This is a genomic window from Celeribacter halophilus (assembly GCF_900114135.1).
Taxonomy (GTDB): Bacteria; Pseudomonadota; Alphaproteobacteria; order Rhodobacterales; family Rhodobacteraceae; genus Celeribacter; species Celeribacter halophilus.
The window spans coordinates 143,028-165,099 of the sequence record NZ_FORY01000001.1 but is presented as its reverse complement, the minus strand read 5'-3'; the positions used below and the strand labels follow the sequence as shown (position 1 = coordinate 165,099).

Annotated in this window: 25 protein-coding genes; 13 read left to right on the top strand and 12 right to left on the bottom strand. The window is 58.9% G+C overall.

Annotation, left to right across the window (positions count from 1 at the left end):
- Positions 1-60: 60 nt before the first annotated feature.
- Positions 61-1,263, top strand: coding sequence for a DegT/DnrJ/EryC1/StrS family aminotransferase (locus tag BM152_RS00775; RefSeq protein ID WP_066603154.1), 1,203 nt, complete (start codon positions 61-63; stop codon positions 1,261-1,263).
- Between the two features lie 85 nt (positions 1,264-1,348).
- On the opposite strand, the gene BM152_RS00770 is transcribed toward BM152_RS00775, so the two are convergent.
- The 4 genes from BM152_RS00770 to BM152_RS00755 all read right to left on the bottom strand — a co-directional run bounded on the left by BM152_RS00770 (position 1,349) and on the right by BM152_RS00755 (position 5,579).
- On the bottom strand, positions 1,349-2,293 hold the full coding sequence (locus tag BM152_RS00770; RefSeq protein ID WP_066603152.1) for a LysR family transcriptional regulator: 945 nt from the start codon (positions 2,291-2,293) through the stop codon (positions 1,349-1,351).
- A 110-nt stretch (positions 2,294-2,403) separates the two neighbouring features.
- Positions 2,404-2,952: a polyhydroxyalkanoate synthesis repressor PhaR gene (gene phaR / locus BM152_RS00765; RefSeq protein ID WP_066603150.1), complete on the bottom strand. Its 549-nt coding sequence runs from the start codon at positions 2,950-2,952 to the stop codon at positions 2,404-2,406.
- A gap of 201 nt (positions 2,953-3,153) precedes the next feature.
- Positions 3,154-3,597 (bottom strand): phasin family protein, encoded by a 444-nt coding sequence (locus BM152_RS00760; protein WP_066603147.1) that lies wholly within the window; start codon positions 3,595-3,597, stop codon positions 3,154-3,156.
- Positions 3,598-3,773: 176 nt separating this feature from the next.
- Entirely contained in the window at positions 3,774-5,579 is a 1,806-nt protein-coding gene (locus BM152_RS00755) for a PHA/PHB synthase family protein (protein WP_066603144.1), read from the bottom strand.
- A 154-nt stretch (positions 5,580-5,733) separates the two neighbouring features.
- Here BM152_RS00755 and phaZ point away from each other — a divergent pair, with 154 nt between their 5' ends.
- The gene (gene phaZ, locus BM152_RS00750; RefSeq protein ID WP_066603141.1) at positions 5,734-7,008 is read left to right on the top strand and encodes a polyhydroxyalkanoate depolymerase; all 1,275 of its coding nucleotides are present in this window, start codon (positions 5,734-5,736) and stop codon (positions 7,006-7,008) included.
- A gap of 131 nt (positions 7,009-7,139) precedes the next feature.
- On the opposite strand, the gene BM152_RS00745 is transcribed toward phaZ, so the two are convergent.
- Both BM152_RS00745 and BM152_RS00740 read right to left on the bottom strand, forming a co-directional pair.
- Positions 7,140-7,853: an alpha/beta fold hydrolase gene (locus tag BM152_RS00745; RefSeq protein WP_066603139.1), complete on the bottom strand. Its 714-nt coding sequence runs from the start codon at positions 7,851-7,853 to the stop codon at positions 7,140-7,142.
- A gap of 134 nt (positions 7,854-7,987) precedes the next feature.
- On the bottom strand, positions 7,988-8,731 hold the full coding sequence (locus BM152_RS00740; RefSeq protein ID WP_066603137.1) for an alpha/beta hydrolase: 744 nt from the start codon (positions 8,729-8,731) through the stop codon (positions 7,988-7,990).
- A gap of 174 nt (positions 8,732-8,905) precedes the next feature.
- Between BM152_RS00740 and thrS the strand changes: the two genes are divergently transcribed.
- The 6 genes from thrS to BM152_RS00710 all read left to right on the top strand — a co-directional run bounded on the left by thrS (position 8,906) and on the right by BM152_RS00710 (position 15,512).
- Positions 8,906-10,852: a threonine--tRNA ligase gene (thrS, locus tag BM152_RS00735; RefSeq protein WP_066603132.1), complete on the top strand. Its 1,947-nt coding sequence runs from the start codon at positions 8,906-8,908 to the stop codon at positions 10,850-10,852.
- A 231-nt stretch (positions 10,853-11,083) separates the two neighbouring features.
- Positions 11,084-12,586: an SLC13 family permease gene (locus BM152_RS00730; RefSeq protein WP_066603129.1), complete on the top strand. Its 1,503-nt coding sequence runs from the start codon at positions 11,084-11,086 to the stop codon at positions 12,584-12,586.
- Positions 12,587-12,994: 408 nt separating this feature from the next.
- Entirely contained in the window at positions 12,995-13,300 is a 306-nt protein-coding gene (locus BM152_RS00725; RefSeq protein ID WP_066603126.1) for a BufA1 family periplasmic bufferin-type metallophore, read from the top strand.
- Between the two features lie 85 nt (positions 13,301-13,385).
- Complete coding sequence (gene bufB, locus BM152_RS00720) at positions 13,386-14,234, top strand: MNIO family bufferin maturase (protein WP_066603123.1); 849 nt, start codon at positions 13,386-13,388, stop codon at positions 14,232-14,234.
- Entirely contained in the window at positions 14,231-14,953 is a 723-nt protein-coding gene (locus tag BM152_RS00715; protein ID WP_066603121.1) for an HvfC/BufC N-terminal domain-containing protein, read from the top strand. The genes bufB and BM152_RS00715 overlap by 4 nt, the downstream gene beginning before the upstream one ends.
- Position 14,954: 1 nt before the next feature.
- Positions 14,955-15,512, top strand: coding sequence for a DoxX family protein (locus BM152_RS00710; protein WP_082715355.1), 558 nt, complete (start codon positions 14,955-14,957; stop codon positions 15,510-15,512).
- Here BM152_RS00710 and BM152_RS00705 read toward each other — a convergent pair.
- Positions 15,491-15,805: an arsenate reductase family protein gene (locus BM152_RS00705; protein ID WP_066603119.1), complete on the bottom strand. Its 315-nt coding sequence runs from the start codon at positions 15,803-15,805 to the stop codon at positions 15,491-15,493. The genes BM152_RS00710 and BM152_RS00705 overlap by 22 nt on opposite strands.
- A 243-nt stretch (positions 15,806-16,048) precedes the next feature.
- Here BM152_RS00705 and BM152_RS00700 point away from each other — a divergent pair, with 243 nt between their 5' ends.
- Both BM152_RS00700 and BM152_RS00695 read left to right on the top strand, forming a co-directional pair.
- Positions 16,049-16,255, top strand: a complete 207-nt coding sequence (locus BM152_RS00700; protein ID WP_066603117.1) for a cold-shock protein — start codon at positions 16,049-16,051, stop codon at positions 16,253-16,255.
- A gap of 68 nt (positions 16,256-16,323) precedes the next feature.
- A complete protein-coding gene (locus tag BM152_RS00695) occupies positions 16,324-16,962 on the top strand; it encodes a GDSL-type esterase/lipase family protein (RefSeq protein ID WP_066603114.1) in 639 nt (212 codons plus the stop codon).
- Between the two features lie 95 nt (positions 16,963-17,057).
- Here the strand turns inward: BM152_RS00695 and BM152_RS00690 are convergent, their stop codons facing one another.
- The 3 genes from BM152_RS00690 to BM152_RS00680 form a co-directional block, all read right to left on the bottom strand.
- Entirely contained in the window at positions 17,058-17,366 is a 309-nt protein-coding gene (locus BM152_RS00690; RefSeq protein ID WP_066603112.1) for a hypothetical protein, read from the bottom strand.
- Between the two features lie 132 nt (positions 17,367-17,498).
- On the bottom strand, positions 17,499-17,972 hold the full coding sequence (locus BM152_RS00685; protein ID WP_066603110.1) for a dihydrofolate reductase: 474 nt from the start codon (positions 17,970-17,972) through the stop codon (positions 17,499-17,501).
- A gap of 9 nt (positions 17,973-17,981) precedes the next feature.
- Complete coding sequence (locus tag BM152_RS00680; RefSeq protein ID WP_066603108.1) at positions 17,982-18,776, bottom strand: thymidylate synthase; 795 nt, start codon at positions 18,774-18,776, stop codon at positions 17,982-17,984.
- A gap of 142 nt (positions 18,777-18,918) precedes the next feature.
- Between BM152_RS00680 and BM152_RS00675 the strand changes: the two genes are divergently transcribed.
- A complete protein-coding gene (locus tag BM152_RS00675; RefSeq protein ID WP_066603106.1) occupies positions 18,919-19,341 on the top strand; it encodes a VOC family protein in 423 nt (140 codons plus the stop codon).
- A gap of 95 nt (positions 19,342-19,436) precedes the next feature.
- Here the strand turns inward: BM152_RS00675 and BM152_RS00670 are convergent, their stop codons facing one another.
- The gene (locus BM152_RS00670; protein WP_066603101.1) at positions 19,437-19,934 is read right to left on the bottom strand and encodes a MarR family winged helix-turn-helix transcriptional regulator; all 498 of its coding nucleotides are present in this window, start codon (positions 19,932-19,934) and stop codon (positions 19,437-19,439) included.
- 128 nt (positions 19,935-20,062) lie between these two features.
- The gene (locus BM152_RS00665; RefSeq protein ID WP_066603099.1) at positions 20,063-20,341 is read right to left on the bottom strand and encodes a succinate dehydrogenase assembly factor 2; all 279 of its coding nucleotides are present in this window, start codon (positions 20,339-20,341) and stop codon (positions 20,063-20,065) included.
- Positions 20,342-20,466: 125 nt separating this feature from the next.
- On the opposite strand from BM152_RS00665, the gene BM152_RS00660 reads away from it, so the two are divergent.
- Positions 20,467-21,669 (top strand): pyridoxal phosphate-dependent aminotransferase, encoded by a 1,203-nt coding sequence (locus BM152_RS00660; RefSeq protein WP_066603097.1) that lies wholly within the window; start codon positions 20,467-20,469, stop codon positions 21,667-21,669.
- On the top strand, positions 21,666-22,070 hold the full coding sequence (locus BM152_RS00655; protein ID WP_066603095.1) for a hypothetical protein: 405 nt from the start codon (positions 21,666-21,668) through the stop codon (positions 22,068-22,070). The genes BM152_RS00660 and BM152_RS00655 overlap by 4 nt, the downstream gene beginning before the upstream one ends.
- Positions 22,071-22,072 lie beyond the last annotated feature (2 nt).

The window sequence follows — 22,072 nt, the reverse complement described above, 5'->3', positions numbered from 1 at the left end:
CATTTTGACCGCCCATCACTTACAGTATTTATGAAAGAAGAATTTCGAAAAGGTAAAACTATGAGTCTCGGGCCCAATGTCTATGATGCAGAACCGATCCCCGAAGAAGCGCGCGACATCGTCGAGCAGCTTCTGAAATCCGGCGACCTGTTCCGCTACACCGCGCCGAAAGACGCGCCTGTGACCCTGCTCGAACAGGAATTTGCCGAGATGCTGGGCGCGAAATATGCGCTGGCTGTGGCCTCCTGCTCTGCCGCGTTGTTCCTCTCACTCAAGGCGCTCGACCTGCCCCGCGATGCGCGTGTGCTGATCCCCGCCTTTACCTTCGCCGCTGTGCCCTCCGCCATCGTCCATGCCGATTGCAAACCGGTGCTGGTGGAATGTGGCGACAACTACCGGATTGATCTCGACGACTTCCATGCCAAGATCGAAGAGGCCGATGCGGTGATGATTTCGCACATGCGGGGCCACACCTCCGACATGGATGCGATCAAGGCCGCCTGCGATGCCAAGGGCATCCCGCTGATCGAGGACGCCGCACATTCGCTGGGCACGGTCTGGGACGGGCAGAATATCGGCACCATCGGCAGGATCGGGTGTTTTTCCTTCCAGTCCTACAAGCTGCTCAACGCGGGCGAAGGTGGCATCATGATCACCGATGATCCCGAAATCATGGCCCGCGCCGTCATCATGTCCGGCGCCTATGAGCACAACTGGGGCAAGCATAACCCGCAACGCGACAATGCGCTGGCCGAGGCCTTTGGCAAGTGGCAGAACCAGCTTCCGCTCTACAACACGCGGCTGTCGAATATGTCCGCCACGCTGGTCCGCCCGCAGCTCAAGGAAGTGCCGCGCCGTGTGGCCGATGGTCGGCGCAACCACGACTACACCGCCGCACGTCTGGAAAGCTCGCCGCACCTGACCGTGCCTGCCAAGCTGGAAAAAGAAGTCCGCGCGCCCGACAGTCTGCAATTCAACCTTGTGGATTTCAGCCGCGAGGAAGCCATTGCCTTTCAGGCCGCCGCCAAAACGCGCGGTGTCTCGGTGCAGGTCTTCGGCCTCTCGACCGACAATGCGCGGGCCTTCTGGAACTGGCAATTCTTGGGCGATCTGCCGGAGCTTCCGAAAACCCGCGAAATGCTGTCCAAAGCCTGCGACACACGTCTGCCGGCGCGGCTGACCGAAGCGGATTGCGACTTCATCGCCGATGCGCTCATCGCCGCAGCCGCCGAGGCCAAAGCCTCCAAACTCGCCGCCGAGTAAGCAGTCAGCGCAAAAACACAGAACGCCTCCCCTCAACGGGAGGCGTTTTGCGTCCTGTTACACAAAGTCTGTGGGAGACCTGTGATTACAAAAGCTTGAGATAGCCGCCGAGCCACGGATAGGTCGCCACCAGAGGATCAACCACCTGATCCTGCAACAAAGGCCCCAAGTGACCCGCCAGCTCGCTTGCCATTTCCGACATGCCATCGCGCCGCACGGTCAGGGAAATCTTGCGGGACAAAGGCGCAATCGGCAGGGGAATGGCCTCGATCTCCGCCGCATAACGTCCGGCGTTCAACACCCCAAGAGACGACAGGATGGTCCAGCCTGTGCCACCCGCCACCATCGCCTGAATGGCACGGTAACTGTCGAGCTCGAACCGGTGGGTCAGCGTCACACCCTCGGAAATCAAATGCTCCGCCAAGGTGCGCCCCATCGCGTGACGGCGCGTGTATTGGATGAGCGGCAAGCGTTGCGGCGCGTCCCTCTGCCCTTTCGGCACCACGGCGACAAAGGGATCCTGAAGCAACGGGTGATGATCGCACCACTCGGCCCCCTCGCTCAATTCCGCCGCCACGATCACATCAAGCGCACGGTTCTCCAACTGGTCCACCAGTCGGTGCGAGGGGCCGGTCTCCAGCTCGAACCGCGTCTCGGTCAGACGGTCCGCCATCTGCGTGATCAGAAGCGGCGTCACGGAGGCCTCGAAATCCTCCACCATCCCAAGCCGTAACTGGCCAAGATGGCTGAGATCGAGCCCCGCAATCTCCGAACGCGCCCGCGCCGCCTCCAGCAGGATGCTTTGCGCCCGCCTGCGCAGCACCCGTCCAGCCGGTGTCAGGCTCATCGGACGTTCGCGCCGGTTGATCAACTCCGTGCCCAGCGCGGTTTCCAGATTAGAGATTTGTTGCGACACAGCCGACGGGGATGCGCCCAGTCGTTTCGCGGCGGCGGAGACAGAACCGTCCTCTGCAACCGCAAGAAACACTTCGACACCCCAAAGGGTCAACCGCCCGACCTTGTCACTCATCACTGATCCCCTGTTTCCTTTGCTGCTATAAATACTCAAATGAGCGCCGGGAAAAAGAAAACTCCGGCCTTTGCGGACCGGAGTTCTGTTACACCGTCATGTTGTGCCGCCTATTGCAGCTTTGACAGTTTGTCCTGAAGCTCGGCAAGCTGCTTTTTGATCTCCCCCAGATCCTCTTTGCTGTCCTGCGGCGCAGGCGTTGGCGTGGGCCAATTCTGCCCGATGCCGCCGGTCATCGCCTTGAGAAAGGCTTCCTGCTGGGCCTGCAAGGCTTCGAAGCCCGGAATTTGCGTGCCGAGGTTCTGCATCATCTGTTCCTGTCCCTGACGCAGCATTTCAAAGCTTTGCGCCAGAAACTGCGGCACGACGGATTGAATGTCGGTCGTGTAGCTACGCACCAGATCGGTCAGAACCTCAAGCGGCAACACGCTTTCGCCGCGGCTTTCATGTTCGGCGATGATCTGCAAAAGATACTGCCGCGTGAGATCGTCGCCGGATTTCAAATCGACGATCTGCACATCGCGCCCTTCACGGATAAATCCCGCAATGTCTTCCAGCGTCACATAATCGGAGGTCTCCGTATTATAGAGACGGCGAGAGGCATAACGCTTGATCAGCAAAGGACCGGTTTTATCTATGTTTTTTTTATCGGTGGCCATAATATTGGGCTCCCCTCCCTTTATTGGCGATGCAGCAAGCCTAAGCGAGCGATATTGCAAAAGCAAAAGAAATTCCGCCTGCGCACGCTTTGCATCCTGTCGACAAGACCCTGCCCCGCCAACAAAAAACGGACCCTCAAAGAGGGCCCGTTTCGCGATCCACGTTTCCTGGGAGGAGAAAAACGCGGTGGGAGGTCAGTTTTACTTCGCAGGCGTCTTTTTCGCGACTTTGGTCATTTCATCCGTCGCTTTTTTCGCAGCGGCGGTCATGTCCTCGCCCATGTCCTTGCCAGCGGCCAGCATCAGTTCAACGGTTTCCATCTGAACTTTCTTGGCCACCTCGGCAAAAGCGGCCATGTTTTCGGCGGCCAGCTCGGCTTGGGCAGAGGCGAAATCGGTGATCGCCTTGGTGTAATCTGTCGGCTCTTCTTTCACGGCGGTGATGTCGGAGACTTTGGTCAGGGTCTCTTTGGTCCATTTCGAGGAAATCTCGGTGGATTTCTCGGCGGCTTCGATGGCCACTTTGGACATTTTCTCGGCAAGTGCAGCTTGCGTTTTGAAGCTTTCCTGCATTGCAGACATATCGAGCGGGAAAGAGCCCATCATGTCTTTCATCATCTTGGTGATATCATCGGTCTTGGCCATGTCACATATCCTTCTGGCTTTGAGGTGCGAAAGCGGCCCGTTCCGGGTTCTCGCTGGCATCACGCGCTCTGACAGGATTGCCGTTGCTGCGTTTGCACAATTAATATGCACGCTGCACCGCAGAAAATCAAGACATTTGTGCTGCGGCGCAGCATTTTCGAAGAAGTCTCGGGATATCAGAGCGTTGCCTTCGCCTTCACGTAGTTGCCCGGTGCCGGTCCGAGGATTTTCACGCCCGAATCACCGGGAACCCGCGCCGGTATCTTTTTGCCGGAACGCGCACGCAGCCATTTTTCCCAGCGCGGCCACCATGAGCCTTCGTGAAAACTTGCCCCTTCCCGCCAGTCTTCGGGCGACAATGTCAGGTCGGGATTGGTGTAATGGCCGTATTTCTTTTTCGAGGGCGGGTTCACAATGCCCGCGATATGGCCGGACTCGGAGAGGACGAAGGTTTTGTTCTTCGACCCCATCTGGCGCACACCGTTGTAAGAGCTGTCCCACGCGGCGATGTGATCGGTCTCGCACCCGATGGCAAAGAGCGGCACATCGACCTCGGACAAATGCGCCTTCGTGCCACACACCGAAAAGCCAGTGGTCGCCAGTTCGTCGCGCTGACACAGGCCCCGCAGGTATTGCACGGCCATCTTGCCCGGAAGGTCCGTGGCATCCCCGTTCCAATAGAGCAGATCAAAGGCGGGCGGCGCCTCTCCCATCATATAGGAGCGGATTGCGGGTCTGTAGATCAGGTCATTGGCACGCAGGTAGGAAAAGGTGCGGTTCATATAGAGGGATTTCATCATCCCTGTGCGCTTGGCCTCCGCCTCGATCCCGTCAACGAAGTCATCGTCGAGAAAGACGCCCACTTCCCCCTGATCGGAGAAATCCGTCAGCGTGGTAAAGAAGGTCGCGGATTTGACCGACTTGTCCTTACGCTGTTTCATCAGGGACAGGGTGATCGCCAATGTCGTCCCCGCGATACAATAGCCGATGACATTGATCTTCGGCTCGGAGGTGATCTGTTTCACCTGTTCAATGGCGGTCAGGAAGCCCTCTTCGACATACTCGTCCATACCGACATCGGCATAGCCCTCGTTCGGGTTCACCCAGGAGACGACGAACACGGTATAGCCCTGTTCCACGATCCATTTGATGAGAGAGTTCTGTTCCCGCAGGTCGAGAATGTAGAATTTGTTGATCCACGGCGGAAAGATCAGAAGCGGGGTCTTGTGCACCTCGTCAGTCAGGGGGGCATACTGGATCAGTTCGAACATCCGGTTGCGAAACACCACGGACCCTTTCGACGTGCCAAGGTTCTCTCCCACCTCGAAGGCTTCTTTATCCGCCAGATTGACGATCATTTCACCGTGGTGGTCCTCCAGATCGTGCACAAGGTTCTCCAGCCCTTTCACAAGGCTCTCCCCGTCCGTCTCCACCGCCTGTTGCAAGGCATCGGGGTTGGTAGCGAGAAAATTCGTGGGCGACATCATGTCGACGATCTGGCGGGTGAAGTAGTCGATCCGCTTGCGCTCGCGCTCGTCCAGCCCTTCCATATCCGTCACGGCGGTCTCGATTGCCTCGGCGTTCAGGAGGTATTGCTGTTTGAGGAAGTTGAAATAGGGGTTGGTTTCCCAAAGCGGGTTCTGGAAACGGCGATCCTTGGGTGTCTCGTCGGGCGGCGGGGTCAGGTCACCGTGGCTGAGCCGGTGCTGCGCCTCGACATAGTGTTTGAGCGTCTTGCCCCAATGGCTCACCTGATGCTCGATCACGCGGGCCGGATTGTTCATCATCTCGGCCATATATGCGCTGGCGGCCTTGAGAAAGAGCTCCTGACTGGGGCCCTGCAAGGCGGGTGGAACCGGCTTTTTTTCTGCAAGTGCGGCCACCAGACGGGCAGAAAGCTCTTCGATCTTGACAATATTCTCTTGAAGCTTTTTCAAATCCTGCTGCTTTTCCTGCGCCTTAACCTCTCCGTCCCGTGCCATTGCAACACCTCCCGACATTTTGCACTTGCAGCATCGCTAAGTGCTGTAAGACTATGTTAAACACGATAGCGATAGACTTGGCCTGTGGGAAGTCGATTACAACCGAGACGCGATCAAATACTCCCCACATGGCTGCAGCGTTCTGGAGGAACCTATGCGTTTCATGGCAACCTATGATCTGATGGACACGGTCCGCAACACGAACCAGTGGCTTGGGGCAACGGCGCAGGCGCTTGGCTCCTATCCCGCGGTCGCCATGGTCCCCAACCCCGCCTTCCAATGGCTCGCCGCGTGGGGCGAGGTCACGGAGCGGGCGTTTTCGCGTATGGACACCAAACCCGACTGGGGCATCGGCTCTGTCGTCGGCGAAGACGGGCGCGATCATCTGGTCGATGTTGATGTCGAACTGGCCAAGCCCTTCGGCGATCTCATCCACTTCAATGTGCAAGGCCGCAAGGAAATGCCGCGCAAGGTGCTTTTGGTCGCGCCGATGTCCGGCCACTACGCGACGCTTTTGCGTTCGACCGTTGTTTCGCTGCTGCCGGATTGCGAACTCTATGTCACCGACTGGCACAATGCGCGCGACATTCCGGTCTCCGAAGGGAAATTCGATGTGGAGGACTACACGCTCTACCTCGTCGATTTCATGAAACACCTCGGCCCGAACACCCATGTGATTGCCGTCTGCCAGCCCGCCCCTCTGGCGCTGGCTGCCACCGCCTATCTCGCCGAAGAAGACCCGCAGGCGCAGCCCCGCTCCCTGACACTGATCGGCGGACCGATCGACCCCGACGCGACCCCTACCGAAGTCACGGATTTCGGCAATCGCGTCACCATGGGCCAGCTAGAACATTCCATGATCCAGCGCGTCGGCTTCAAATACAAAGGCGTTGGCCGCAAGGTCTATCCGGGGCTTTTGCAACTGTCCTCCTTCATCGCGATGAATGTCGACAACCACACGAAAGCCTTCACCGACCAGATTTCCCGCGTGGCCAAGGGCGAAGCCTCGGATCATGACAAACACAACAAATTCTACGACGAATATCTCGCCGTGATGGATATGACCGCCGAGTTCTACCTCTCGACCGTCGAACGGATTTTCAAAGGGCTGGAAATTGCCCAAAACAAATTCACCGTCGCCGGAAAACAGGTCGATATCGGCAAGATCACCGATGTGGCGGTCAAAACGGTCGAAGGCGAGAATGACGACATTTCCGCCCCCGGCCAATGTGTTGCGGCTCTTGATCTCTGCACGGGGCTGCCCGACAGCCTGAAAGCCTCGCATCTTGAACCCGGCGCCGGTCACTATGGCATCTTTGCCGGCAAGGGCTGGCGCAACAACATCCGGCCTCTGGTGCTTGAGTTCATCGACGCCAATTCCGGACCGCGCGTTGTGGCGGGCAAGGATACGCAGGCGAAAGCGGGCTAAGAGGCCATACGGCGGCGCCCGACATTCTGTCGTTGGCGCGGCTGTGAACGATTCTCTTTGAGTATTTCCGGCAGCAAAGGAGACGCGCGCCTGTTTGCGTGCGCTCCGGTGCTGGCGCATCGCAGACCGCTTTAGCGTAGGACGAAGGGGGCTTCGGCTTCCAGCCATGTCTGGAGCGCACGCGAAACCGTGGTCGGGGCTTCCAGCATGGGCAGGTGTCCGGCTTTCTCGATCAAAACCAGATCCGCACGCGGCATGAGCTGTGCGATAAACTCCTGACGTCGCGGAGGACAGATCGTATCCGCCATACCTCCGATGACGAGCGCCGGAATACGCGCGCGGCGCAGCACGTTTTGATGGTCCGGACGGCGTTGCAGGATGCGCGACTGTTTAAGATAGATCTCAAGCCCCGCCTCCATCGCCATATCAAGCCAATGATCCCGAATGGCATTGCGGTAAGGCCCTTCGCACAGAGCGGTGGAGGGCAATTCCTCCAGCAGAACCTCGCCATAGCGGCCGGTTTTGGCCTTGATCATGCGCGGCTCCCGTGCGGCGGCGGCATTGGGCGGCTCGGCCTGAGCCGAGGCCGAGAGCAGCGCGATACGCGTCACCCGTCCCGGTGCGCGGCGCAGGATTTCGGTGGCAACAGACGCGCCGAGGTCATGGCCTGCCACGGCGAATTTCGGCGGGGCAACCGCCAGAACCGCATCAGCCATTTCCGTCAGGCTTTCCCCGATCAAAGGGGCCACCATCACAGCATGGCTGCGGCTGAGGTCGCTGATCTGGTCGGCAAAGACCCGACCGTCGGCCAGAAATCCGGGGAGCAGAACAAGGCTCTCAGTCATAGATCATCCTACAGCCTTTCGCGACAGACTTGCCAGACAAGTCGATGGTGAAAGGTCTTCTACATCAATACATGCACGCCGCGCGTTCCTCTTCACATGGGGCGCGGCGCGGATCAGGTCAAGCGGGGCGCAGGTCACTTCCGCGCCAGAATTTCGAAGATCGCGGCTTCGATGGTTTTCAGACATTCGACAGTCGAGAAGGAATGATCCGCCCCTTTGACAAGCGTCAGACGAATGTCCTCGCCCTGCGCATGGTCGAACAACTGCATCGCGGTTTCGACCGACACGGAGGCATCCACCGTGCCTTGCAAAAACCGCACCGGAAACGGCAGCGACAACGGGCTGCGCAGGACCAGATGGTCGCGCCCGTCCTCGATGAGCCGCCGTGTGATCGGATAGGGGTCGTCATAACCGGAAGGCACATGGACAACGCCCTCCTCCTCCAATGCCTTGCGCTGAGCCTCATCGAACCCCGCCCAGAACCCGTCCTCGGTGAAATCCGGCGCGGCGGCGATGGTCACGAGACCGGCCACACGCGCAGGTATGCGCTTGCACATCAACAGCGAAATCCAGCCGCCCATGGACGAACCCACCAGAACTTGCGGGCCTTCGGTCAGGGTCTCGATCGCCGATTGCGCGTCTTCGGCCCAATCCCCGATGCAGCCATCGACAAAGGCACCCGAACTGACACCGTGGCCGGAATAATCGAACCGCAGGAAAGGCCGCCCCTGAGCCGCCGCCCATTGTTCGAGCGCCACGGCCTTGGTCCCGGACATGTCCGACATGAACCCGCCCAGAAACACAATCCCCGTGCCCTCGCCCTCAAGGCGGTTATAGGCAATACGGCGTCCGGATGTGGTGTCGAGATAGTCGGTCATGTCAGGCTCCTCTTTTCCAAAGAGCTATCCTTCATACGCAAAGTTTGCAATTCCCGTGGATGCAAATGCGGTTTCACATTGACTTCACCTGTCTGCGGACGCAAATAAGGCGCACACATATATACCCGCAACCGGGCGTTCCGTGGGCGCCAAACCGACGAGGAGAGCCTTAACATGGCACCGATTTCTCTCACATTTCCCGATGGCAATTCGCGCGAGTTTGACGCTGGCGTAACCCCTGCCGATGTGGCCGCAAGCATCTCGAACAGCCTTGCAAAGAAAGCGATCTCCGCGTCCGTCAACGGTCAGCACTGGGACCTCCAGTGGCCGATCAATGAGGACGCAAGCATCGCGATTCACACAATGAAGGACGACGAACCCGCGCTGGAGCTGATCCGGCACGATCTCGCGCATATCATGGCGCGTGCGGTTCAGGAGCTTTGGCCCGATGTCAAAGTGACCATCGGTCCGGTGCGTGACAATGGCTGGTTCTATGACTTCGACCGCGAAGAGCCGTTCACGCCCGAAGACCTGGGCCAGATCGAAGCGAAGATGAAAGACATCATCAACGCCCGCGAGCCGGTGAAAACCGAAATTTGGGGCCGTGACGAGGCAATCGAATATTACAAGGCCCGCAACGAACCGTTCAAAGTCGAACTGGTCAACCGCATTCCCGAGGGCGAAGACCTGCGCATGTATTGGCACGGCGACTGGCAGGACCTCTGCCGCGGGCCGCACCTCCAGCACACGGGACAGGTTCCGGCGGATGCTTTCAAACTGACCCATGTGGCCGGTGCCTACTGGCTGGGTGACAGCACGCGTCCGATGCTGCAACGCATTTACGGCGTGGCCTTCAAGAACCGCAAGGATCTGAAGGCGTGGGAAGTGATGATGGAAGAGGCCGCCAAGCGTGACCACCGCAAGCTGGGCCGCGAGATGGACCTGTTCCACATGCAGGAAGAGGCTCCGGGGCAGATTTTCTGGCATCCGAACGGTTGGAAAATCTACACCACCCTGCAAGACTACATGCGCCGCCAGCAGGAACGCGACGGCTATGTCGAGGTGAATACGCCGCAAGTAATCGACCGCAAGCTCTGGGAGGCTTCCGGCCACTGGGACAAATATCAGGAAAACATGTTCATCGTTGAAGTAGACGAGGAACATGCCCGCGAGAAAAGCATCAACGCGCTCAAGCCCATGAACTGTCCGGGCCATGTGCAGGTCTTTAATCAGGGGCTCAAATCCTATCGCGACCTGCCGCTGCGCCTTGCCGAGTTCGGGTCCTGCAACCGCTATGAACCCTCGGGGGCCTTGCACGGCATCATGCGGGTGCGCGGTTTCACCCAAGACGATGGTCACATCTTCTGCACGGAAGACCAGATTGAATCGGAAACCAAGAAATTCATTTCCTTCCTTGCGAAGATTTATGATGATCTGGGCTTCCACGACTGGACCATCAAGCTTTCGACACGGCCCGAAAAACGGATCGGGTCGGATGAAACATGGGACAAGCTTGAACAATCGTTGGGTGATGCCTGCCATGCGGCAGGATATGAGTTTGAAGTGCTGGAAGGCGAAGGCGCGTTCTACGGCCCGAAACTTGAATTCACTCTGACGGATGCCATTGGGCGCACATGGCAATGCGGCACCCTTCAGGTGGACAGCAACCTGCCTGAACGCCTCGGCGCAAGCTACATCGGGGCGGACGGCAACAAACACCGTCCTGTCATGCTGCACCGCGCCACGCTCGGTTCTTTCGAGCGGTTTATCGGCATCCTGATCGAGAACTCGGCGGGGCATCTGCCCTTCTGGCTTGCGCCGCGCCAAGTGGTTGTCACCACGATCATCTCGGAGGCCGACGACTACGCACAAGAGGTCGTCGCAACGCTCAAAGCCGCCGGTGTGCGCGCCGAGGCCGATATCCGCAACGAGAAGATCAACTACAAGGTGCGCGAGCACAGCCTTGGCAAAGTGCCGGTCATTCTCGCCGTGGGCGCCCGCGAGGTCGAGGAAAAGACCGTCTCCGTGCGTCGTCTGGGGCAGAAACAGACCGCCGTCATGGCGCTGGACGAGATCGTCGCCGAGCTGTCGAAAGAGGCCACCCCGCCCGATCTCGCCTGATCCGACGGGAGGCCCGACTTCGGTCAAACAATTTGCCGCGCGTTCCCTCGGGGGCGCGCGGTTCTTTTTTTCCTCTCCCACACGCTTGTCTGAATGATCAACGCCTGCCTTGAGGCGCCTACTGTTTGCCAGCCGCCTGCGACATCAACGCGCGGCACCGTGTTTCCCGATAATCTGAGGCTGAGATTTTCCGTGAAATGTTTTATATGAAGTGGCATCAGGGGGACGGAAATGCGCAGCCAACTCAACAATCAGGACCACGAGCCGCAGGATGAGCGCACAGCTCCAGCGCCCTCCGAAACCGGTGAGGGCCGCTCCAACACCCGCATCGCGGCGCTGATTGCCGGCCCCGTGTCGGCGGCTTTGCTTTTGCTTCTGCCCGCACCGGAGACCATGACGCCGGAAGCATGGCGTCTCATCGCGGTGACGCTCTGGATGGTGATCTGGTGGCTGCTGGAGGCCATGCCCCTTCCGGTCACCGCACTTCTGCCCATCGTGCTTTTCCCCGCGCTTGGCATCCAACCCGCCAACGAGGTCAGCCACCATTACGGCAACCATCTGATCTTTCTGTTCCTCGGCGGATTTATTCTTGCCGCAGGGATGCAGACATGGGGGCTACATCGCCGGATCGCACTGGCCATCGTGGCCGCAATCGGATCAAGCCCGAGCCGCATCATCATGGGGTTCATGCTCGCCACCGCCTTTTTATCGATGTGGATTTCCAACACCGCCACCGCTGTCATGATGTTCGCGGTGGGCACGTCGATCATTGATTTTATCGACGAGCGCGTGCCGGACAAAAAACAGGTGGAGCATTTCGGCATCGGCTTGATGCTGTCCATTGCCTATTCCGCCTCCATCGGCGGTGTGGGCACCTTGATCGGCACGCCGCCCAACGCGCTGCTGGCCAGTCTCCTGTCGGAAAACTACAATATCACGATCGACTTTTTCACTTGGATGCTGATCGGTATTCCCGTGGTCATCGTCATGTTGCCGCCCGCCTATCTGCTTTTGACGCGGGTCTTTTTCCCTGTGCAGAATCTTGAGCTTGATTCTGTACGCCGTGTGATTGCCGAAGAGCGCGCGCGGCACGGGCCGATGAAAACGCCGGAGCGTCGGGTGGCGGTTATTTTTGCGCTGGCGGCCTTTCTCTGGATCACGCGGAGCTTTCTGGGCCTGCCGATCAACGATTCCGGCGTTGCCATTCTCGCAGCGATCGCGCTTTTCGCCCTGCCGTCCGAGCGCGAGGGACCTCCCCTGCTCGACTGGTCTGCTTCGCGCAACCTGCCGTGGGGCGTGCTGCTGCTCTTTGGCGGCGGGCTGGCGATAGCTGGAGGTTTTGAAGCCAGCGGGCTGGCCCGATGGATCGGAGAACAGGTCGGACGCGCAGGGGATGTGCCGCTTTGGGTATTAATCCTGATTGTCGCCGTTGCGATCAAGTTCCTGACCGAAGTCACATCCAACACCGCCTCGACCGCGACCTTCCTGCCTGTGCTCGGGGCGGTCGCGCTGGGTCTGGATGTCAGCGTGCTCTGGCTGACCGTGCCGGTGGCCTTGGGCGCATCTATGGCCTTTATGATGCCCGCCGCCACACCGCCGAACTCGATCATCTTTTCCTACGAAAAACTGACCCTGAGACATATGATTAAGGCCGGTTTTGCCCTCAACATCATCAGCACGCTTGTGGTCTTCCTCGCCAGCCTGCTTCTGGTGCCGCTGGTTTTTGAAATATAACGGCCAAAACCGGCGATTTACGGCATGTGTCATGCCGTCTGGTCATGCCGGAGTTGCTTGAAACTGAAATAATTCAGAAAGATCTGACATATATGAGTTGCACGCGCATCCCCTGTTGCACTGCGGCACACGCACGTCCGGCTTTTCCGTGAAGATTGTTTCAACCGGTCACTGCGCAGTAGCGCACTGGGAACATACGACAATCTCCCTAGACCAAGCCAACCCCGGACTCATGCGCAGGGCAGCCGCCCGAAAGCCGTTCGAACACAACTCACGAAAGCGTTTGTTTCAGTCCCTGACACCCGCGTCAGCTGACGCGCCCGTGAGTGGCCTGTGACCCTCCGGCTCTGTCAATCTGTCCTCACCGCCACTGACGGCGGATTTGACACAACCGGGAGACACAACCCAATGAGCACTCAATCCAAAACCCTCGCCCTTCTCGGCGCCATGACCGCCGCCCTCTCCGTCGCAGGCGCAGCCTCCGCCGCTGATCAGGAAAAATGCTTCGGCGTTTCCATGGCTGGTGAAAACGGCTGTGCGGCAGGTCCGGGCACAACTTGCGCAGGCACTTCCAAAGTCGACTACCAAGGCAACGCATGGACCCTCGTTCCTGCTGGCACTTGCGCAGAGATCGAACTTCCGGCCATGGAAGACGGCACCGCTCGCATGGGCTCGCTCGAAGCACTTGATCGCGACCTCCCGATGGACATGTGATCCCTCCCCGATCCGGCGCAACGGACCCGCGCCGGATCACCTTTTTCCAAGCCGATCCTCAAGCCGAGACCTCAAGGAGAACCAGATGTTGGACCAGACGAAACACCTGCCGGCCGGTGTCGGTGTCGGATATAAATCCAAGCACTTTTCGAACATTCTACAGGAGGACCACCCTGTAAAATGGCTCGAAATCCATGCAGAAAACTACATGGGTGCCGGTGGCCGCCCTCTGGCGCAACTGCGCGCACTCTCAGACCGTTTTCCGATCTCCGTGCATGGGGTCGGCCTGTCTATCGGCGGCGAAGGGAGACTGGATGCGGAGCACCTTGCGCGTCTCAAGCATCTGACCGATGCGCTTGACCCCGCCTCCTTCTCCGAACATCTCGCATGGTCCACCCATGACGCAGGCTATTTCAACGATCTGTTGCCCCTGCCCTATACCGAAGACACCCTCACCCGCGTCTGCGACCATATCGACGAGGTGCAGGACACGCTCGGGCGTCAGATGTTGTTGGAGAATCCCTCCTCCTATCTGGCCTTCGCGGAAAGCACGATGGGCGAGGTCGCATTTCTGCGGCAGGTGGTCCAACGCACCGGCTGCGGGCTTTTGCTGGACGTAAACAATGTGTTTGTCTCCGCCAACAACCTGAGCCTTGATCCGCATGAGTATATCGACAGCTTTCCCCATGAGGCGGTCGGGGAGATCCATCTCGGCGGGCATGACGAGGACCATGACGAAGACGGCGCACCGCTGTTGATCGACAGCCACGGGCGCGAGGTCGCCGATCCGGTCTGGCATCTCTACACCTACACGCTGGCCACGGGCGGCCCGAAACCGACCCTGATCGAATGGGACACCGATGTGCCGGAATGGGACATTCTCGCCGCCGAAGCCGGTCGTGCGGCCCTGCGACTGGAACAGGTTCTGGCATGAGAGAGCAAGAGTTTCTCCGCGCCGCTCTCACCCCTGATGCGCCCGTGCCCGCAGGGCTTGTGACCCCAACGGGGCAACCGGCGGAGCGTCGGTTCAACGTCTATCGCAACAACATCGTCGTGAGCCTGAAAGACGCCCTCAGCGCGGCTTTTCCCGCGATACAGACGCTGGTCGGAGACGCATTTTTCGCCGCCATGGCGGGCAAATACATTCGCGCGCACCCGCCGAAATCTCCGATCCTGCCGCTGTATGGCGCGGATTTCCCGCAGTTCATCGCACGCTTCGAACCTGCCGGAAACCTGCCTTATCTCGCAGACGTGGCGCATCTCGAAGTGAGCTTGCGCAACAGTTACCACGCCGCAGATTCGCGCCCAGTGCCGCCTGCGGAATTATCCGACCCGCTGCTCTTCACCCGAAAGGTTGTTCTCGCTCCGACGGTGTTCTGGCTCGCAAGCCGCTATCCCGTCACCCAGCTGCACGGCTTTGCCTCGGGCGGCGAGAAACCCGCAGGCGGGGGCGAAGACGTTCTGATTACACGGCCCGAGTTCGACCCGCTCGCCACGGCTTTTCCCACCGGCACAATCGCTGTCCTAGAGGCTCTACGCGACGGTATCGCCTTGGGTGAAGCGGCAGAGCTGGCCCCGAAAACGCTTGATCTGACCAAATTTCTCGGCACGCTTCTGTCCGGCGGCGCCATCATCGACATTCAAGAGGTGTGACATGCTCCCCCATCCCCTGACCGCCCGCCTCCACCGCGCCACCACACAGATCAACGCGGGCGCGGTGCTGACCTTGCCGCTTCTGGCACGTCTGACCTTCGCCGCCGTGCTCCTGCGCTATTTTTGGGCCTCTGCGCTCACCAAGCTTGAGGGCCCGTTCACCCTCTCGTTCAACGCCTATGCCCAGATTTTTCCGCGCAAGATGGAAGCCGCAGGCTATGACATTTCCGGTTTCGGGGCCTTTGAATGGCTCACAATCATGGCCGGAACCTATGCCGAATTCCTGCTGCCCGCATTGATCGTTCTGGGGCTGGCCACCCGACTGGCCGCGCTCGGGATGATCGGGTTTATCATTGTGCAAAGCCTCACCGATGTGATCGGCCACGGGCTTGGCGCGGAAACGGTCGGCGCGCTGTTTGACCGACATTCCGACGCACTGATCCTCGACCAACGCGCCTTTTGGGTGCTGGGGCTGCTCACCCTCGCGGGGCTTGGTGGCGGAGTTTTCTCCCTCGACCGGCTGATTTCGAAACGGTGTCAGCCCAAGACAGCGGCCTGAACATCCTTGCCCCAACCGAGATAGAGCGTGCCGTCCTTCTCGATCACCGGACGTTTCATCAGCGTCGGGTGGTCGGTCAGAAGATCAAGCGGCTCACGCCCCCGCTCCGCCTCGGACAGGCCGCGCCATGTGGTCGAGCGCGTGTTCACAAGGGCGGCCCCGAAGCTCTGATAGAATCGCTCAAGCTGTTCTCTTGAAAGCGGGTTGGCCCGAATGTCATGCAGATCGACCGCCAGCGCTTTCGCCGCTTTGCGGCATGTGTCACAGGTTTTGATCCCGTAAATAACCGTCATTTTGCCCTCCTAGCAGGCATTTAAGTGGCGCATTCGGTGGCATTTTGCCCATTTTTCGCGCCCAGCCCCACCTGTTACGATTTTGTCGCTTGCCTTTATACAGATGTGTTGCACACTCGAAAGCGTGACTGCTGACTTTCGAACGACCGCTCCTTCTTTACGGGGCAGCAGGAAGACTTGGAAGACCTGGCTGCACCGGCCCGTCGCACGTTGCGGCGGATGAAACTAAAGGAGAGACGGGATATGCCCACCGGCACCGTAAAATGGTTCAACACCACCAAAGGCTACGGCTTTATTGCACCTGATGACGGCGGCAAGGATGTGTTCGTGCACATTTCCGCTGTCGAGCGCGCTGGTATGACCGGCCTCGCGGATGACATGAAGATCGGCTACGAGCTTCGTGAAGGCCGCGACGGACGCGCATCCGCATCCGATCTTGTGGCGCTTTAAGCCATTTACACCTTGAAAGTCGGCGGTTCCGGGCGCAAGTTCGGGGCCGTTTTCTATATGGAGGCCCTATGCCCACGATCCTGACTTTCGGCGACAGCAACACCCACGGCACGCAGCCCATGCATTCCCGCCCTTCCGACCTGCCGCGTTTCGAACGGCGCTGGCCTGTGGTTATGGGCGAGGCTCTGGGCTGGGATGTGATTGAAGAGGGGTTGCCGGGACGCACATTTGCCTCGCCTGATCCGGAGATGGGGCCGCATATGGACGGGCGGATCGGACTTTTCATCGCGCTCGAAAGCCATGGGCCGATTGATGCCATGACGATCATGCTCGGGACCAATGATCTCAAGGCCCATTTCGAGGCCGCGCCGGAGGAGATTGCACAGTCCTGTGCCTTCCATCTTGACGTTGCCCTCTCCGAAGAGATGCAGATGCGTCACGGCGGCTTTGAACCCTTCCTCATCCTGCCGCCCCGTCCCCACGCGGCGGGCTGTCTGGCGGAGTTCTACGCGGGTTCAGAGGACAAGGCCCAAGCCACGCTAGACGCCATGCGCGCCGAGGCAGAGGCCCGCGATGTGGCTGTATTCGATGCCAATACGGTGATCTCCGTTTCCGATGTGGATGGCGTGCATTTTAGCGAAGACGTTCACGACACATTGGGCAAAGCGGTTGCAGACTTCATCCGCTCCGAGATTGTCGAGGACTAACCCGCAAGAGCCACATCAGATCGCAGCAAAAATCCCCGCGCAAAGGCGGGGCTTTCCTATTTGTGGCTGGGCCTGAATGGCTCAGGCAACAGGTCTTAGCTGCCGGACATGGAAATTGTCTCGGGCTGATAACTCGGGGACTTCGGGCTGGTCGTATTCACCGCCGCCGGTGCCGCATAGGTGCGCCGCACCACGGGGGCATCGACATAGCCCGTCGCATCCGGCACGCCGCAGGAGATCATGCCATCGTAGCGGACCGGCTGTGTGCCCGCAGGGCAGAAATTCTCGACCTGACCTTCATAGGCATAAAGTTTGACCGACGGATCATAGGGCTGGGTCTCTGCCGCCAGAACCGGACCTGCGCCCAACGTGACAGCCAGAACGGCAATTGCTGTTTTCATCATAACTCAAACTCCCGACAAAGCTCTGTTATCAGAAGATTACATCACGCGAGGGACGCGGGCAAGAAATGGTGATGACCCACAAATAATGTTCCCCCAAAGGAAACAATCAGCCTAAATTCGCCAAATTGACAGTCAGCGTACCCATTCCACGACCTCGCACCGCGGAGCCTCCGCGCGCAGCACCATGCGCGAAACCTCCCGCCACTCGGCCGGATCGAACGCGGGAAACCATGTGTCGGCGCCTTCGACCTCTGTGTCCACCTCGGTGATCACCAGACGGTCCGCCAGAGGCAGCATGGCCTTGTAGATGCCGAAGCCCCCCATGCCGTAGATCCGCGCGCGCCCTTCCGAACGGGCGAAAGTGATGGCGTCCTCGACCGTCGCAAAGACATGCTCATGATCGACGCCCTGACTGGACACCACGATATTCAGACGATTTTTCAGAGGCTTGAACGGCAGGCTTTCCCATGTGTTGCGCCCCATGATGACGGCACCGCCCATGGTTTCGCGCATGAAGAATTTCAAATCCTCCGGCGCGTCCCACGGGATCGTATTGTCTTTACCAATGGCCCCGTTGCGGTCACGGGCGGCGATGAGCGTAATCATGGGACCTCCTTATACGGCAACCGGCGCTTTGATTGCAGGATCGGGGTCGTAATCCACGATCTCGATATCGTCGAAGGTGAAGTCGAACAAATTCTTCACATCCGGATTGAGCCGCAGCTTCGGCAGGGCCTTGGGCGTGCGCGACAGTTGTAGCGCCACCTGATCCATATGGTTGGAATAGATATGCGCGTCCCCGATGGAATGGACGAAATCCCCCGGCTCGTAGCCTGTGACTTGTGCCAGCATTTGCAACAAAAGCGCATAAGACGCGATGTTGAAGGGCACGCCGAGGAACATATCGGCAGAGCGTTGATAGAGCTGGAGGTGCAACTTGCCGCCAAGGATTTTCACCTGCCACAACGTATGACAGGGCGGCAGCGCCATGTTGTCCACCTCCGCAGGGTTCCATGCGGACACGATCAGTCGGCGAGAATCGGGTGAGGTCTTGATCGCATGGAGCAGGTTCTCGATCTGGTCGATCGGACCGCGCTCATGCCCCGGCCATTTGCGCCATTGTGCCCCGTAAACCGGCCCGAGATCGCCGTTCTCATCTGCCCATTCGTCCCAGATCGAGACGCCGTTCTCTTTCAGATAGCGGATGTTGGTGTCACCGGACAGGAACCACAAAAGCTCATGAATGATGGAGCGCAGGTGCAGTTTCTTCGTCGTCACAAGCGGGAATCCGTCCGCCAGAGGATAGCGTGCTTGCAGCCCGAAATAGGACCGCGTGCCTGTGCCTGTGCGGTCTGTGGTGTCGACCCCGTGAGCGAGAATGGTTTTAAGCTGATTGTGGTATTGCTGCACGGGACATCCCCCAAGATGTTGTGGCCTCGGAGAGTCCAGTCATACAAATGCAAAGGGGGTTCGCCAAGCAGGAAGGTAGAAAAAATAGAATTCCGCGCAAGACGCGCTAATGTTGCCGCAAACACCTACAGGAGGAAGCGACATGCGCTATCTGCACACGATGGTTCGGGTCAAGGATCTGGAAAAGTCCATGACGTTCTATGAATTGCTCGGGCTCAAAGAAATCAAACGCCGCGACAGCGAATCCGGACGGTTTTCCCTGATTTTCATGGCCCCCGAAGGTCAGCCAGAATGTCCGTTGGAACTCACCTATAACTGGGACGGGGACGAGGGATTGCCTTCTGACAGTCGCCATTTCGGCCATCTGGCCTATGAGGTGGAGGACATTTATGCGCTTTGTCAAAAGCTGATGGATGCAGGCGTGGTGATCAACCGCCCGCCGCGTGACGGGCATATGGCCTTTGTGCGCTCGCCCGACAATATCTCGATCGAGCTTTTGCAAAAAGGCGACAGCCTGCCGCCGCAAGAGCCTTGGGCCTCTATGGAAAACACCGGCCATTGGTGAGGCCGCTCTCAGGCATTTATCCAGATGCCTTTGATTCCATCCCGAAAAGTAAAGACGTCGCCCCACCGGGCGGCGTTTTTTCGGCTCGTATATAATCAGTAGATATAGCGAATCTGGTCCGCCCAATACCGTTCGACCCGCCGCAAGGCGGTGTTGATATCCTCAATCCCTTCCGAGGATATCACCCCTTTGTTCTGCAACCCGTCCGCGTGGCGCGAAAACAGGTCGGCCACGGTCTTGCGCACATGGTTGCCCTTTTCCGTGAGCTTGACCCGCACGGACCGGCGGTCAATTTCACAGCGCTGATGGTGCATATAGCCCATATCCACGAGTTTCTTGAGATTATAGGAGACATTCGAGCCCTGATAATAGCCGCGCGACTTCAATTCCCCCGCAGTCACCTCGTTCTCGCCGACGTTGAACAGCAAAAGCGCCTGAACCGCGTTGATCTCCAGAATGCCGACCCGCTCGAACTCGTCTTTGATCACATCAAGAAGCAGACGATGCAGCCGTTCAACAAGAGACAATGCCTCAAGATATTGAGACATAAAGGGGCTATCCGTCGGTTTTACGAATGTTGAATGCATACTCATCTGTCACTCCGCCAATGGCCAGTTGGGGGACAGATTGATCGATATTTCCCAAAATTCGGTTAAACTGCGCGGAATTTTGCAATCGACAGATCACAAAGCCTCCGCGCAGCGCAAACGCGGGCGCAGGTTTAGCCCTTCACGCCCCAAGACGTCTGATCGGCATCGGCAATCAGTTTTTCCAGCATCGGCTTGATCGCTTCGGGCACGGGTTTGAGCCCTGTCGCATAGGACAGCAAATCCTGATCATGCTCGTCCATCAGCATCTCGAACTCGTCAAGCTCGGCCTCGTTCATACTCTCCAGATGCGCGTCGGCATAGCCGCCGATCAAAAGGTCCATCTCCTTGATCCCGCGACGCCATGCGCGGATTTTCAGACGCTTGCGGCGGATTTCGATGGTCTCTGACATGTGGCACTCCCTCGTGATCGCGTGCTTTTTGCACCCAACACCGGTTTATCGCAAGGGCGGTCTTGGCGCGGGGCCGTTTTTGACGTTATCACTACGGCGAACATAATCAAAACGGACGCCCTCCCATGTCTTTCCTGTCAGAAACGCTCTCCCGTGTGAAACCGTCTCCCACCATCGCCGTGACCAACAAGGCACGCGAGTTGAAAGCCACGGGCAAGGATGTGATCGGGCTGGGTGCGGGGGAACCGGATTTCGACACGCCGGAGAACATCAAGACCGCAGGGATTCGTGCCATTGAAGAGGGCAAGACGAAATACACCGCCGTCGATGGCATCCCCGAGCTGAAAGAGGCGATCTGCGCCAAATTCAAACGCGACAACGGGCTGGACTACACGCCGGCGCAGGTCTCTGTCTCCGGCGGCGGCAAACAGGTGCTCTACAATGCGCTGGTGGCCACGCTCAATCCGGGCGACGAGGTCATCATCCCCGCGCCCTACTGGGTGTCCTACCCCGATATGGTCCTGCTCGGCGGCGGCACGCCCGTCGCGATCGAAGGCAAGCTCGAAAACAGCTTCAAAATCACCGCAGAGCAGCTTGACGCCGCCATCACGCCGAAGACCAAATGGTTCATCTTCAACTCCCCCTCCAACCCGACGGGCGCGGGCTATTCCCGGGACGAATTGAAGGCGCTCACCGATGTTCTGATGAAACATCCGCATGTCTGGGTGATGTCGGATGATATGTATGAGCATCTGGCCTTTGACGGGTTCCAGTTCTGCACCCCTGCCGAAGTCGAACCGGGGCTTTATGATCGCACCCTGACCGTGAACGGCGTCTCGAAAGCCTATGCGATGACCGGTTGGCGGATCGGCTATGCGGCAGGTCCGGTCGAGTTGATCGCAGCCATGCGCAAGGTGCAGTCGCAATCGACCTCCAACCCCTGTTCGATCTCGCAATATGCCGCTGTCGAGGCACTCAGCGGGCCGCAGGAGTTCATTGCCGAGAACAACACGGCCTTCCTGCGCCGCCGGAACATGGTGGTGGAAATGCTCAACGCTGCCGAAGGCATCACCTGCCCCACGCCGGAAGGCGCGTTCTACGTCTATCCGGACATCTCCGGCTGTCTCGGCAAGACCTCCGCAGGCGGAGCCACGATTGCAACGGACGAGGATTTCGCCACCGCCCTGCTCGAAGAGACCGGCGTCGCCGTGGTCTTTGGCGCAGCCTTCGGCCTGTCTCCGAACTTCCGTGTGTCCTATGCGACCTCGGACGAAGCTCTCAAAGAGGCCTGCACCCGTATCCAAACCTTCTGCGCAGGGCTGAAATGAGCGTCAATCTTCCGGAATATTATTTCCGTGTGCGCGAAAACGGGGCCTTTGTGTTCCGCGTGGACACGGAAAACCGCCAGCGTCGGATCGAGATGGACCAGATCGCTGTGGTCAACATCAAGAACGGCGAGGTCAAACCCCGTGGCGGGCGTGACCTGACGCCCGAAGACATGAAGGTGATCGAAGAGTGGATGTCCGAGCGCGTGGCGGTTCTGGCCCAGCGCGACATCGACGACATCCACCGCGCCGTGGACTACCTGAACCTGACCGCCCATTGGGCGCAGACGCGGGCCACGGATGAACAATTGGACAGTGTCACCGATGCGCTCTTGCTGGCCATGCATGATCTGCGCACGGTTCTGGTGCGCAAAAAAGCCGACCGGATTTTGAAGAAGGGCTAACG

Coding starts and splice junctions, on each gene's coding strand:
- BM152_RS00775 (WP_066603154.1), top strand. CDS start 61: ATGAGTCTCGGGCCCAATGTCTATGATGCAGAACCGATCCCCGAAGAA.
- BM152_RS00770 (WP_066603152.1), bottom strand. CDS start 2,293: ATGAGTGACAAGGTCGGGCGGTTGACCCTTTGGGGTGTCGAAGTGTTT.
- phaR (WP_066603150.1), bottom strand. CDS start 2,952: ATGGCCACCGATAAAAAAAACATAGATAAAACCGGTCCTTTGCTGATC.
- BM152_RS00760 (WP_066603147.1), bottom strand. CDS start 3,597: ATGGCCAAGACCGATGATATCACCAAGATGATGAAAGACATGATGGGC.
- BM152_RS00755 (WP_066603144.1), bottom strand. CDS start 5,579: ATGGCACGGGACGGAGAGGTTAAGGCGCAGGAAAAGCAGCAGGATTTG.
- phaZ (WP_066603141.1), top strand. CDS start 5,734: ATGCGTTTCATGGCAACCTATGATCTGATGGACACGGTCCGCAACACG.
- BM152_RS00745 (WP_066603139.1), bottom strand. CDS start 7,853: ATGACTGAGAGCCTTGTTCTGCTCCCCGGATTTCTGGCCGACGGTCGG.
- BM152_RS00740 (WP_066603137.1), bottom strand. CDS start 8,731: ATGACCGACTATCTCGACACCACATCCGGACGCCGTATTGCCTATAAC.
- thrS (WP_066603132.1), top strand. CDS start 8,906: ATGGCACCGATTTCTCTCACATTTCCCGATGGCAATTCGCGCGAGTTT.
- BM152_RS00730 (WP_066603129.1), top strand. CDS start 11,084: ATGCGCAGCCAACTCAACAATCAGGACCACGAGCCGCAGGATGAGCGC.
- BM152_RS00725 (WP_066603126.1), top strand. CDS start 12,995: ATGAGCACTCAATCCAAAACCCTCGCCCTTCTCGGCGCCATGACCGCC.
- bufB (WP_066603123.1), top strand. CDS start 13,386: ATGTTGGACCAGACGAAACACCTGCCGGCCGGTGTCGGTGTCGGATAT.
- BM152_RS00715 (WP_066603121.1), top strand. CDS start 14,231: ATGAGAGAGCAAGAGTTTCTCCGCGCCGCTCTCACCCCTGATGCGCCC.
- BM152_RS00710 (WP_082715355.1), top strand. CDS start 14,955: ATGCTCCCCCATCCCCTGACCGCCCGCCTCCACCGCGCCACCACACAG.
- BM152_RS00705 (WP_066603119.1), bottom strand. CDS start 15,805: ATGACGGTTATTTACGGGATCAAAACCTGTGACACATGCCGCAAAGCG.
- BM152_RS00700 (WP_066603117.1), top strand. CDS start 16,049: ATGCCCACCGGCACCGTAAAATGGTTCAACACCACCAAAGGCTACGGC.
- BM152_RS00695 (WP_066603114.1), top strand. CDS start 16,324: ATGCCCACGATCCTGACTTTCGGCGACAGCAACACCCACGGCACGCAG.
- BM152_RS00690 (WP_066603112.1), bottom strand. CDS start 17,366: ATGATGAAAACAGCAATTGCCGTTCTGGCTGTCACGTTGGGCGCAGGT.
- BM152_RS00685 (WP_066603110.1), bottom strand. CDS start 17,972: ATGATTACGCTCATCGCCGCCCGTGACCGCAACGGGGCCATTGGTAAA.
- BM152_RS00675 (WP_066603106.1), top strand. CDS start 18,919: ATGCGCTATCTGCACACGATGGTTCGGGTCAAGGATCTGGAAAAGTCC.
- BM152_RS00670 (WP_066603101.1), bottom strand. CDS start 19,934: ATGAGTATGCATTCAACATTCGTAAAACCGACGGATAGCCCCTTTATG.
- BM152_RS00665 (WP_066603099.1), bottom strand. CDS start 20,341: ATGTCAGAGACCATCGAAATCCGCCGCAAGCGTCTGAAAATCCGCGCA.
- BM152_RS00660 (WP_066603097.1), top strand. CDS start 20,467: ATGTCTTTCCTGTCAGAAACGCTCTCCCGTGTGAAACCGTCTCCCACC.
- BM152_RS00655 (WP_066603095.1), top strand. CDS start 21,666: ATGAGCGTCAATCTTCCGGAATATTATTTCCGTGTGCGCGAAAACGGG.